At 49.2% G+C, this 13,029-nt stretch carries 8 protein-coding genes and 2 pseudogenes; 9 read left to right on the forward strand and 1 reads right to left on the reverse strand.

Annotation, left to right across the window (positions count from 1 at the left end; all coding sequences use genetic code 11):
- From WC959_11250 to WC959_11290, 9 genes and pseudogenes are all read left to right on the forward strand, one after another.
- Positions 1-1,340: ADP-ribosylglycohydrolase family protein (locus WC959_11250; protein ID MFA5689704.1), on the forward strand; the 1,340-nt coding region annotated here is incomplete at its 5' end.
- 11 nt (positions 1,341-1,351) lie between these two features.
- On the forward strand, positions 1,352-2,758 hold the full coding sequence (locus WC959_11255) for a sulfatase (protein ID MFA5689705.1): 1,407 nt from the start codon (positions 1,352-1,354) through the stop codon (positions 2,756-2,758).
- A complete protein-coding gene (locus tag WC959_11260) occupies positions 2,755-4,167 on the forward strand; it encodes a sulfatase (GenBank protein MFA5689706.1) in 1,413 nt (470 codons plus the stop codon). The genes WC959_11255 and WC959_11260 overlap by 4 nt, the downstream gene beginning before the upstream one ends.
- 100 nt (positions 4,168-4,267) lie before the next feature.
- Positions 4,268-4,838, forward strand: a pseudogene (locus WC959_11265) (IS481 family transposase).
- A 566-nt stretch (positions 4,839-5,404) separates the two neighbouring features.
- Positions 5,405-5,992, forward strand: a complete 588-nt coding sequence (locus WC959_11270; GenBank protein ID MFA5689707.1) for a hypothetical protein — start codon at positions 5,405-5,407, stop codon at positions 5,990-5,992.
- Between the two features lie 341 nt (positions 5,993-6,333).
- On the forward strand, positions 6,334-7,122 hold the full coding sequence (locus WC959_11275) for a hypothetical protein (protein MFA5689708.1): 789 nt from the start codon (positions 6,334-6,336) through the stop codon (positions 7,120-7,122).
- A 366-nt stretch (positions 7,123-7,488) separates the two neighbouring features.
- Positions 7,489-10,485 carry an AIR synthase-related protein gene (locus tag WC959_11280; protein MFA5689709.1) on the forward strand — a complete coding sequence of 999 codons (2,997 nt, stop codon included), beginning with the start codon at positions 7,489-7,491 and terminating at the stop codon, positions 10,483-10,485.
- 132 nt (positions 10,486-10,617) lie between these two features.
- Positions 10,618-10,884, forward strand: a complete 267-nt coding sequence (locus WC959_11285; protein ID MFA5689710.1) for a hypothetical protein — start codon at positions 10,618-10,620, stop codon at positions 10,882-10,884.
- Between the two features lie 145 nt (positions 10,885-11,029).
- A pseudogene (locus WC959_11290) lies at positions 11,030-11,651 on the forward strand (IS1595 family transposase).
- 220 nt (positions 11,652-11,871) lie between these two features.
- Here WC959_11290 and WC959_11295 read toward each other — a convergent pair.
- The gene (locus tag WC959_11295) at positions 11,872-12,921 is read right to left on the reverse strand and encodes an agmatine deiminase family protein (GenBank protein ID MFA5689711.1); all 1,050 of its coding nucleotides are present in this window, start codon (positions 12,919-12,921) and stop codon (positions 11,872-11,874) included.
- Positions 12,922-13,029 lie beyond the last annotated feature (108 nt).

Here is a 13,029-nt window from a genome sequence, read left to right on the forward strand (position 1 = left end):
ATCCGGTGCCGGCGGGCATGGTTCCGAATGACGATCTGGATTTGCAGGTGCTTTGGGCATGCCTGCTGGATCAGCAGAAATCGCCGGAAGTGAGCCGGACGCTGTTTGCCGGCGCGTGGCGGAATAACATTAATTTTCCGTGGGACGAATACGGCGTGTGCATCCGCAATCTGCGCGAAGGCATTGAACCTCCGCTGAGCGGATCGTTCGACAACTGGTTTATCAACGGCATGGGCGCCGCCATCCGCAGTGAAATCTGGGCGTGTCTCGCGCCGGGAAATCCGGCGCTCGCCGCCGCGTATGCTTATGAAGACGCATGTCTTGATCATGCGGAGCAGGGACTCTGGGCGGAAGTCTGGCTCGCCGCCATGCAAAGCGCGGCGTTTATTGAAACTGATATTCAGAAAATTATCGATATTGGATTTCAGCAGATTCCAGCGGACGCTGAAATCCGCGCGGCGATTGAAGATACCAAACGCTGGTGGGATGAATCCGGCGACTGGAAAAAAGTCCGGTTGCAGATTTTAGAAAAATACGGACACGAGAACTTCACTAACGTTACCGAAAACATGGCGTTCATTCTGCTGGCGCTGCTCGCCGGCAACGGCGATTTTTCGCGTTCTATCTGCACCGCCAACAACTGCGGTAAAGATACAGATTGCACCGCCGCTACCGTCGGCGCACTGCTCGGAATTTTAAATCCGGACAGTATTGAAAAACGCTGGCTGAAACCGATCGGACGCACTCTGATCCTCAGTCCGGAAATCACCGGAATCACCCCGCCGGAATCGCTCGATGCATTCACCGATCTGGTTCTTACTCTTCGCGAACGTCTCTCCGGAAAACTGCCTCCGGAAATTCCGGCACCGGAATTTCCGGAGAAAGAAATTCATGCGCGCATTGGATTCAAAGAAGTTCCGTGGTTCGGGCAGGGCTGGTCGCTCAGCAGACCGCTGGAACTCGAACTGCCGGAAATGGTGCCGGTCACATTTCCCGGTACGGTTGCAAAATATAAGTCGACTGACTTTACCGCCGGAATGCTGTTTGTGGAATACAGGTTTGAATTAAAACAACAGACCGCTGCGCGCGTTTTTTTTAATACCAACGAAAACTGCCGCATCTTTTTAAACGGCGAATATATTTTTGGACGCGAATGCGGACGCATGGCGCCGTCGGCACACCGCATTCCGCTTCATCAGTCAATCGATGTTTCACTGCCCGCCGGAACTCATACGCTGGTGGCGGTTATTGCCAGGCCGGCGGAGGATAAAGAAATTGAGTGGGTCGTCGGCGCTGCCGACCGCAACGATAATAACCAATGGGTACCTAAGCTGTTTTAAAAAGAAAAACTATGAATTATCAAAATTTACTGTTTACCGGGACAATTCTGTTTTCTGTCGGAGTTCAAAGTGCGGCGCTTCCGCCGAAACCGAAGCCGAATATTTTGTTTATTGTGGTAGACGATCTCGGTTGGCGGGATGCGGATGTGATGAATGAAATCGACTGCCCGTACCGCACTCCGAATTTGAAAAAGCTGGCAGCGCAGGGGATGGTGTTTACCGATGCATATTCAGCAGCTCCGGTTTGCTCACCGACGCGCGCAAGCCTGCTGACCGGAAAATCCCCGGCAGCGTTACGTTTAACGATGCATATCCCCGGCAATGTTGAATATGCGGCGGGTCTTGTTCCGGAAACTGCTGCCGTGCTTCCTCCGGAATCGAGTTTTGTTTTGCCGCTGGAGGAGATAACGTTTGCTGAATTGTTAAAAGCGGACGGTTATTCAACCGCTTTTTTCGGCAAGTGGCATCTGGCAGGCAGCAATATCATGCGCCATCCGGAACTGCGCGGAGTGATTGCACCGGAATTTCATCCGGAACACCAGGGATTCGACATCAATATCGGCGGGTGTGCCTATGGTCTGCCGCCGTCTTACGTTGCGCCGTATAAAAATGCAACACTGCCGGACGGACCGGACGGGGAATATTTAACAGACCGGCTGACGGACGAAGTAATCCGGTTTATTTCCCGAAAACAGCAGAACCCGTTTATCGTCTATTTGAATTATTATGCAGTGCATCTACCGTTCCAGCCCAAGCCGGAGTTGATCGATTCTTCATACGGCGATAAAGCGGACTATGCGGCGATGATTGCCGGTGTTGACCAAAATATTGGACGGTTAATGGCAGCGCTGGATGAGTTGAGTTTGACAGAAAATACGATAGTGATTTTTACGTCGGATAATGGCGGCCTTGAAGGAAACAGTCCTTTACGAGGAAATAAAGGTGATTTATGGGAAGGCGGCATCCGTGTACCGCAAATTATCCGCTGGCCGGGTGTTATACGGGCGGATTCGATTTGCCGTGAGCCGGTGATTTCATACGATTTTCTTCCAACGCTGCTTGGAATAACCGCATCAAAACAAAAAATTCCCGCCGGCGTAGAAGGTGAAAATCTTTTGCCAATATTGAGAGAACAGACAGGGTTTGTGCGCCGGAATCCGCTGGCGTGGCATTTTCCGCATTTCCGCCATGCAGACGGCCCGATGGGTGCAATACTGCGTGACAGAAACTATAAGCTGATCTATTCGTATGAAACCGGTGCGACGCAGCTTTACAATCTGGCCGACGACCTTTCAGAGCGAAACGATCTTTCCGGCGAACTGCCGGAAAAAACAGAACAGTTGAAAACAAAACTGTTCCACTGGCTGCAACGTGTAAACGCGGCAATGCCGGAAAGAAAACCGGAGGATGTAAAATGAATCGAAAGACATTGCTGTTTTCAGCCGCAGCTTTACCGGCACTGCTTTCTGCACAAAAAATGCCGGTAAATATTGTCTTAATGGTATCTGACGATCATGGGCGTGAAGCCCTCGGCTGTTACGGAAATCCGGTAATTAAAACGCCTCACCTTGATGCACTGGCTGCCGCCGGCACACGTTTTACGCAGGCGTTCTGTACCAGCGCATCGAGCGCTGCCAGCCGCTCCGCAATTCTTACCGGCTTGCATAATCATGCAAACGGAACATATGGGCATGTTCACTCCTTTCATCATTTTTCGTGTTTTGGTGAAACAAAAACGCTGCCGGCAATGTTACAGGAAGCGGGCTATCGCACCGGACGTACCGGTAAAATGCACTATGCGCCGGTAGATTTATTCCCATTCGATGAGCTGAATCCCGATGAAGGCGAATACGGGCGCGATGATCTCCGGATGTCCGAAGCATGCCGCGAGTTTATTTCACGCCCCGATCCATTTTTTCTTTACTGGTGCTCGTGGAATCCGCATCGCGGAGGCGGCTCGCTGGAATCGCATCCGCTGCAGCCGAATCGTTTTGGTAATCCGGATGCATCGTTTCCCGGCGATACAGAACAATTGTATCTGGATGAAGAGATACTTGTTCCTGCGTTTTTGAGCAATACGCCGGAAACCCGGGCGGAGCTCGCGCAGTATTATCAGTCGATTTCACGCCTCGACCGTGGTGTCGGACGGCTGATGCAGGTTCTGAAAGAAGCAGGTAAATATGATAACACGCTGATCATTTATATTTCTGATAACGGCTCTGCTTTTCCTGGCTCAAAAACAACCCTGTATGAACCGGGGATGAAGCTGCCGTGTATTGTGAAAGCGCCGCATCAACAGGAGTTGGGAACCACAGCCGATATGCTAATCACATGGACAGACATTACGCCGTTCATTCTTGATTTTGCCGGTGTGGACGTTGGCGAACAGAAATTTCATGGACAGTCTTTCCGGTACATTTTTGAAACAGACTCACCGGAAATCCAGCGCGATGAAATTTATGCTTCGCACACATTTCATGAGCTTACGAATTATTATCCGATGCGGGTAATCCGTTCTCATAAATATAAATTTATTTATAATATCGCCTGGGAATTAACGTATCCTTCAAGTGTCGATCTCTGGCAGTCGATTACATGGCAATCGGCAATACGCGACAGAAAAACACATTTGGGTGCGCGTACCATTGAGGCTTATCTGCATCGTCCCGAATTTGAACTTTACGATCTGGAAAACGATCCGGATGAAATCAACAATCTTGCCGGTCTGCCGGAATGTGCCGAACTGCTGAACTCCTTTATTGAGAAGATAAAAATCTTCCAGCAGGAAACATCTGATCCCTGGGCACACAAATGGATTTATGAATAAGGTCTGTTTGTTATAAGGAGCCTGGTATCGTAAATTTGTAATCTAGATGTTTAGTTTCCCAGTGTACTGGAGTGATGTATAACCAGCTCCGGAGGGATGAATTACGGGACAGATAGTACACGGGTGCGCCCGTACGACTGAGGCGGTGCGTCAAACAATACAACATCGTCAAGAGAGCCTGAATGTTCTGGCGCGCCGGCACGGTATTAACCCGAAAACCGTAGTGAAACGGCGACAGCGCACAACCGTACAGGATGCCCCGATGGGACCCAGACAAACCCCGGTCAACGGTGCTGAGCAAGGAGGAAGAAGCCGCCTGTGTCGCTTTTCGGCAGCATACACTGCTTCCGCTCGACGATTGTCTTTACAGCCTGCAGACCGCCATACCTCATTTAACACGCTCCTCTCTGCATCGTTGCTGCCAACGTCATGGGATTAGCCGGCTGCCGGATACCAGGGATCCGCAGAACAAACGAAGATTTAAAACCTGTCCAATCGGTTTTTTCCATATCGACATCGCTGAGGTCCGCACGGAAGAAGGCAGATTATATATGTTCGCTGCCATTGACCGTACGTCAACGTTTACTTTTGTTCAGCTTCACGAAAAGGCAACCCGGCGAATTGCCGCCGACTTTCTTCAAGAGCTCATCCGGGCCGTTCCTTATACTATTAAAAAAATATGCCGAGACAGCGAGCGTGAAATTTTATCCGAAAAAGAAAAACAGGAACAATTAGAGCAAGCTCGTATTGCCGCGGAGAAAGCAAAAGAACAAGCCCGTCTGGTGGAGGAAGAATCAAAGGAACAGGCTCGTATTGAAAATGAACGACGAGCAGAATTGAGAAAACGAACAAAAATTTCTGATACGTCCAAATGTTCAAGAGAAGATTTAATGGAAGAGTATTCTTTGACTGAGGATGAATATGAAAAGTGGCATGATACGGCGGTCGTACAGTGGTTTCAGAAGATGGCAGGTAATGATTCTCCTAATCCGGATGACATGCCAATTTCCATTCCGATGGAGAAACCGTTATTCTGCAAGGGAGAATGGAAATACAAAACTTTGTCATTACGGATAAGGCTGCATATGCCGTATATACCGGAGCTAGTTGCGAACGAGTAAATTATGAAGGATTGGCGGTTTATCATCAACGGGGAAGAGGCGGCTCTTTCTCTGATATAGCTAGCGGTGTACAGGCTTGATTATACGAAATATTAGATGAAAAAGCAGCTAAATGATTGGCTCAATTACCAGCATCCAGAAGTGGAAAAATTGATTTTTCCGGGCAAGTAACTGAATCTGATGCTCTTGGGAAAATCGTTAAATCAGATTTAGTGCTTCAATGGGGAGATTCTGCAGAGGTCATAAAAAAATTATGCGGAATTTATCTTCAAATGCCATTTGGTGTTACAGATTATTTAGTTGGTTCAAAAGGAAATTTCGAAGAACGTGAAATCAAAATTTGTGTTGATATTGATGTCGGATTGTTTGAAGTAATAATTCTTTTCCCGTCACAGCAGATCGGAGGTTCTGTTTCTCTGGAAGATATAAAATCAAAATATACAGATAAATACGGGGAACCGGAAAAGCTGTTTGATGCAGCTAAAAAAACTGTTATTGGCTATCGGTGGGTGGGTACTGATGAGATTGTTACAGCAGGATATAAAGGGCAAACCGATGCTAATGGAGTCAATCTTGGAGCATTTCCAATTGTATTTTTGAAAAATCCTGAAATGGATAAAAAGCGGGAAGAGGCTGTTCAGCGACGGGCTGCAGAAGATGAACGGACACGGAAAGCTGAATCGTCTAAAGCTCTGGATTTCTAAACATGAAGTTTTTTCTGTTAGCTTTTATTACAGCAGTCGTGTGCTTTGCGGCTGCAGTTCATGCTGAAAAGCGAAAGATTCAGATGTATTACTGTGAATATTGCGGTGCCGCGCGATCAAGTGTCGCGACTCTGACTGCCAGCCTTTGTTCGATGCATCCTAATGGGTCGGGCAAAGGCCGGCACAAACTGTACGAAGGCAGTGAAAAAGAAAAGTACGCTTGCAAACACTGCGGAGCAGAATTTTCAACGATATCTGTTTTATCCGCACGGGCTTGTCCACGGCATCCGGACGGGGCAAATAAAGGCAGGCATTCTCCGGCACGTTAAAACGGTGATGTTATGAGGCAGAAATTACGATGCATTTTTGTTTTTCTGTCGTTGTGGCTGTTCGCAACAGGTGAGGAGAAAACCGTTAGTGAAGATATGCTGATGAATAACAACATTATAAAATTGACTGATATTTTACCGATAGGAAATCCGGCAGAATATAAACTTCATTTAGGATGCCCGAACAGTGATGGAGTGAATCCTCTTAACGAATATGTTAAAGATAAAAATAACTGGAAAGGCTGGAACGAGTGGCAGGGCAATAAAAATGTATGGACGAGAAAATATATTTTTTCATTTATCGAATTTCCTTCGATTGCCAACGCGTATCTGTTCGCCGGTGTTTTTGAAGTAAAAGAACGCCTGCCTAAAAAATATATACTTGAAGAATGTCCGGAATTTTCAAAATGGGACGGTCGCTTAATTTGTAAATTCTATCGATGTAAAGGGCTGCGGGGCAGAGCATTTAATCTGGAACGATTTATCGATTCATTTGATGTGTTAGAAGTTCTGCCGGAACAATATACTGGCGAAATATTTTGCGGATATACAAACGTTAATCATTCTTTTTCTGTATTGCAGCCGATTGTCCAGCGTGAAAGACGGGACTGGCAATCCGCATTGAGCGTTATTAAAGGAGTTTATCTGATTAGTGATACAACTAACGGAAAAGTGTACGTCGGTTCCGCATATGGAGATTCCGGCGTTTGGTCACGACTCCAATGCTATGTTGGAACAGGACATGGGTGGCATGACGCTCGGTCGAACTCATTCGAGAAAAAGGAATTGAGTACGCATTGAAAAATTTTAAATTTTCGATTTTAGAAATCTTTACGCTGAATACCCCTGATGAAGTTATTTTGAAAAGAGAGGCACACTGGAAAACCATACTGCTTTCAAGAAAATTTGGATACAACAGGAATTGATGTATAAAAAATTTTCCGCATAAATCCTGTTATCCTGTCAAAATAGATTCTATTTTAGTGTTCTGTCGCAAAGCGAATGTCATTCCGCACTCTTTGCTTCGCGTTTCCTGGCGTCCTCTGTTAAAAATTTCCGGTATTCCGGCTGTTTATTTTTTCCGGCAGCGGAGTCATTTGTCTTTCGTCTTTCTTCGCCGGCGTTTTTTGTGTTTAATTCGTATTCTTTCTTGAACGAGGAGTTTTTATGATTTTCCGGATTGAAATCGGATTGAAATCGGGGGTGCCGGATGCGCGCGGCCGCAATGTGGTTCAACGCGCGAAAAGTGCGCTCGGGATGACCATTAAAAAATGTCAAACGCGCGATGTGTATAAAGTGACAGCGAAGGTGACGGCGCGCGAAACGAAAGCTGTTCAAAAAGGATTTGCCGACGCGGTGGTGGCGCGGTCGGCGACAGGACGTTTAACGCCGCCGGCGAATTTTGACTGGCTGCTGGAGATCGGCTTCAAGCCGGGTGTGACGGATAACCTCGGCCGTACCGCACGCGGTGCGATGGCAGATATCCTCGGCCGCGAGCTGGCGTGGGAAGAGCAGGTGTATACATCAATTCAATATTTTCTGCGCGGCGATCTGTCGCGTGTCGATGTGGAACGTCTCGGCAAAGATCTGCTGGCGAATACGCTGATTCAAACCATTCAGGTATTTTCGCGCGCGGAATGGCTGGCGGCGGCGCCGGATTTATCGCTGCCGGAATTCCATGACCAGCCGGAGATTAAAGTACAGGTGATTGAACTGCCGGACGACGATGCGGCGCTGATGAAAATTTCGAATGACGGAATTCTGTCGCTTTCACTCGATGAAATGCACGCGATCCGCAATCACTACCTCAGCGACAATGTAAAATCACACCGCGCCGGACTCGGCCTGCCGGCATGGCCGACGGATGTTGAGCTGGAGTGCATCGCACAGACGTGGTCGGAACACTGCTCACATAAAATTTTTGCCGGCACGGTGGAGTATAAGGACGAAGAAACCGGCGAAGAAAAAACAATCCACTCGCTCTATAAGACCTATATTAAAGCCTCAACGAAAAAAATTGCGGAGAGTATCGACTGGCTTGTGTCGGTGTTCACCGATAACGCCGGCGTGATTAAATTCGATGAGCACGTTCATCTGGTTTACAAAGTTGAAACACACAACTCGCCGTCGGCGCTCGATCCGTATGGCGGTGCGATGACGGGCATTGTCGGCGTGAATCGCGACCCGATGGGCACCGGCATGGGTGCGCAGCTTGTCTCAAATGTCTGGGGCTACTGTCTCGGCTCGCCGTTTTATGCCGGCGAAGTGCCGGAAGGTCTGATGCATCCGCGCCGGATTCGCGACGGTGTGCATGAAGGCGTGATCGACGGCGGTAATCAATCAGGGATTCCGTACAGCCGCGGTTTTGAATGTTTTGACGAACGTTATCTCGGCAAACCGCTCGTCTACTGCGGCACACTCGGCAAAATTCCGGTGATGGTCGGCGGGCGTCCGTCTGAACGCAAAGAGGTTGAAGTCGGTGACTGGACAGTGATGTGCGGCGGACGAATCGGCAAAGACGGAATTCACGGCGCGACATTTTCGTCGGAGGAGCTCCGCACCGAATCGCCGGCGCAGGCCGTACAGATCGGCGACCCGCTCACACAGCGCAAACTCTATGAATTTTTAATCGAGGCACGCGACCGCGGACTGTTCCGGTGCATTACCGACAACGGCGCCGGCGGAATTTCCTGCTCGTTCGGCGAGATGGGCAAATACTCCGGCGGCTGCGAATGCGAGCTCAAAGATGCACCGCTGAAGTATGAGGGGCTGCAGCCGTGGGAAATTCTCGTCTCCGAAGCACAGGAGCGCATGACCCTTGCGGTGCCGCCAGAATGCCGCACCGAATTTGAAACGCTTGCCCGGCGCCGCGATGTCGATGTGGCATTTATGGGACGCTTCAATGATTCCGGTTACTTTACTGTGAAATATGACGGTAAGGTGGTCGCGAGCCTCGACATGAATTTCCTGTATGAAACCGGCTGTCCGATACTGCGCATGAAAGGCGTCTGGAAAAAACCGGCGATTCCGGCGCCGGAAAAAATGCGCGCGGCAAACCGCACCCGGCAGCTCCGGCAGATGCTCGGCCGGCTGAATATTTGTTCGCGTGAATACAAAAGCCGCATGTACGACGGCGAAGTCAAAGGGCTTTCCGTTGTAAAAAATTATATCGGCGTCAATTCCGATACACCGTCCGACGCCACTGTCATGCGCATCGATTATCATTCCAACCGCGGTGCAATTCTTGCCGAAGGAATCAATCCGTGGTTTTCGGATATCGATACCTATCACATGACCGCGTCCGTCATCGACGAAGCCATCCGGCGCGTCATCAGCGTCGGCGGGCGGCTGGATCGCATCGCGATTCTCGATAACTTCTGCTGGCCTGATCCGGTGCAGTCCGACAAAACGCCGGACGGCGAATATAAAATGGCGCAGCTCGTCCGCTCCAATCAGGCGCTTTATGAGTACACCGTTGCGTTCGGCGTGCCGGCAGTTTCCGGCAAGGATTCCTGCAAGAACGATTCAACGCGCGGCGGCCGGAAGATTTCAATTCCGCCGACGCTGCTCATTTCGTCGCTCGGTCAGATCGATGACGTTCGCCGCGCCGTTACCATGCAGCCGAAAAAATCCGGCAGTCTGATTTATATGATCGGCGAAACCAGAAACGAACTCGGCGCATCTGAATGGCACCGTATGCTCGCTGAAGAAAACGGTACGCCGGAAAGAACCGGCGGCGCAGTTCCGGCAGTGAATGCAGAACTCGCCAAAAAAATCTATACCGCAATGAACCGTGCCACGGATGCCGGAATCCTGCTCTCATCGCACACGCCGTCTAAAGGCGGACTCGCGATCGGGCTCGCGCTCATGTGCATCGGCGCCGGACTCGGCGCCGACGTTGAGCTCGCGAACATGCCGGCACCGGAAAAGCTGAACGACGACGAGCTGCTGTTTTCCGAATCCAACAGCCGTTTTATTGTCACCGTTTCATCGGAAGATGCGGCGGTGTTCGAAGAATGTTTTGCCGGCGTACCGTTCGCACAAATTGGAACCGTCACCGCCGATAAAAAATTAACCGTGCGCGGCATCCGGGGTGCAACCCGCATTAATGCCGGTATCGAAACCCTCCGCAAGCCGTTCAAAAAAACACTGTACGGAATTTGAGGAATAAAAGGCGCAAAGGGGCAAAGCAGCAAAGGCACAAAGAAACGTGTTAAGTATTCTTTCCCCTGCTTTTTTTGTTTCTTTATTTTGCTGCTGTCCATATAATTTCGACAGTTTAGGAATGAGAATATTATGAAACTGATAAAAGTAATTCTGATACTCACCGTCCTGCTCTTCACCGCCGGCTGTGCAACCATGGATCAGGTTCCACTGGAACCGTACGATGCCGGTTATCGTGATGGATATTCCACCGGAAAACTTTCATCAGGGAACCCAAATGCATTTAAAGATTTAAAGCGTTATCAATCTGATCAGCAGTATAAACTCGGCTGGGACGACGGGTACATGAATGGACGGGATGAATTCCGTCGCGACCGGTGGGATGATAACCGCCGGTAACTTTTTCCGAAATTAAACCAACGTTATGCGGGCAGTCATATTTACTGCATTTATCCCGCGCGCATAATTTTTATTACGGCCGGCAGCTGTCAGTATCATTTTTTTAGGGGCTGTAACAGATAAGCTTGAATGCTAAGCTTGTCGAATGAAGATAACTCGTTGCAAGTTATTAAGAAAACAGCAATTAAGACTGCTCGACTATTTTGTTCTGGAAGTGACAGCCCAACAGTGCAGCCCTGTTTTACCGCAAACTGCGTGAGGCAATTGCACATCACCTTGAGCAAAAAGAACATGAAGTGTTCGATGGAGCGGTTGAATTGGATGCAAGTTATTTCGATGGTGTCCGCAAGGGTAAGCGCGGTCGAGGAGCTGCCGGCAAGGTCGCTGTCTTTGGCATCTTGAAACGCGGTGGCAAGGTCTACACCAAGATCGTGAATGACGCCAGGACCGAAACGCTGATGCCATTGATCTCCAGGAAAACAGCGCCAGACAGCCTGGTGTATACCGATTGCTATCGAAGCTGCAATGCCTTGGACGTGAGTGATTTCTACCATGAAAGGATCAATCACCCGGCGCTATTTGCGAAGGGCAAGAACCACATCAATGGCATTGAGAACTTTTGGAATCAGGCCAAGCGTGTGCTGAGAAAATACAATAGGATTCCGAAAGAGTCGTTCCTGCTATTCCTCAGGGAATGTGAGTTCAGATTCAATTACGGAAGCCCTAAGCAACAATTGAAAACACTGAAGGAGCGGGCTGATATTTAGTGCTTATCTACTACAGCCCCTAAATTTTATTGTGCGGGGCGGACAGGGGAGGCTGCACCGCCTTTTACCGGTGCCGTTGTGCGAGCGCCGATAAAAGTGGAATCAATTAATTTTTATTTCCTCATGCCTGCGTGCATCTTAAACAATGGCATGGTATAATAACACATTGCGCGAAACTCCTGCGGTTTATATCCGCTGTCTGGCGCTCCGGCTGAAGATTTTATGACGACAGACTTTCGTAAACACGATTAAATATTCCCTCAGGAATTTGCATTGTCAGACAATGCAGCGAACCATGCTGTAAGATGATCTCGGAACAGTCGATGCCGATAATCTCCCGCTCCGGAAATGCGGTTTGAAGGATGTTTAAAGCGGCGGCGTCATTTTCCGGATCGTTATACACCGGCACGAGAACAGCGCCGTTGATAACAAGAAAATTGGCATAGGTTACCGGCATACGGTTTCCGGCACTGTCAAATTTTGCTTTCGGCCACGGCAGCGGAAGCAGGTGAAAACCGGTGAGCTGTCTTAATTCATTTTCCATGGCATTGAGCCCGGTAAAATGTTCGTCTGCCGAATCGGTGCATTGCATGTAAACGATGGTTTGATGCGGACAGAAGCGGGCGAGAGTGTCGATGTGCGCATCGGTATCATCGCCGGCAAGTGCGCCGTGATTCAGCCAGATGAATTTTTCAATGCCGAATTCGGCGGTGAGTTTTTTTTCAATTTCATTTTTATTGAGCGTCGGATTCCGGTTCAGATTCAGCAGACAGGCGGATGTTGTCATTAACGTTCCGGCGCCGTCACTTTCTATACTGCCGCCCTCAAGAATTATCTCCATGTTCCGGCGCGGCACAGTGCCGAAAATTCCGGCGGCATGCAGTTTGCCGGTAATTTGATTATCAAGCGCAGCGGGAAATTTCCCGCCCCAGCCGTTAAACTCAAAATCGAGCAGGACCGGCGTTCCGTTTTCATAAATCGTAAGCGGACCGAAATCGCGTGCCCAGGTGTCGTTGGAAGCCATTTCACATACTGTAACCCGCGCCGGATTAATTCCGGCAGCCCGCAGTTTGTTTTCCACCGCAGTTTTGTCGGGTGCCGCAATAATGAGATGTTCAAAACGTGTAATTACGGCAGCGATTCCGATGAATACCGGTTCAAGGCGTTCCAGCACCGGCGCCCAGTCCGTTCCCTCATGCGGCCAGCAAATCAGCACCGCATCCTGTGGTTCCCACTCGGCAGGCAATCGACGTTTTTTTCCGGTATTCATTACGTCATATCACCATAAAACACTGTTGTTTTACAATATTTATAAGGTGCGTCACTTATTTACCGGTGGACTGCTGCATGGAGCTGCCATGCCTTGAAACTGGTGGAT

It is taken from the genome of Kiritimatiellales bacterium (genome assembly GCA_041656295.1).
GTDB lineage: Bacteria > Verrucomicrobiota > Kiritimatiellia > Kiritimatiellales > Tichowtungiaceae > Tichowtungia.

Coding starts and splice junctions, on each gene's coding strand:
- WC959_11295 (MFA5689711.1), bottom strand. CDS start 12,921: ATGAATACCGGAAAAAAACGTCGATTGCCTGCCGAGTGGGAACCACAG.
- WC959_11260 (MFA5689706.1), top strand. CDS start 2,755: ATGAATCGAAAGACATTGCTGTTTTCAGCCGCAGCTTTACCGGCACTG.
- WC959_11285 (MFA5689710.1), top strand. CDS start 10,618: ATGAAACTGATAAAAGTAATTCTGATACTCACCGTCCTGCTCTTCACC.
- WC959_11255 (MFA5689705.1), top strand. CDS start 1,352: ATGAATTATCAAAATTTACTGTTTACCGGGACAATTCTGTTTTCTGTC.
- WC959_11275 (MFA5689708.1), top strand. CDS start 6,334: ATGAGGCAGAAATTACGATGCATTTTTGTTTTTCTGTCGTTGTGGCTG.
- WC959_11280 (MFA5689709.1), top strand. CDS start 7,489: ATGATTTTCCGGATTGAAATCGGATTGAAATCGGGGGTGCCGGATGCG.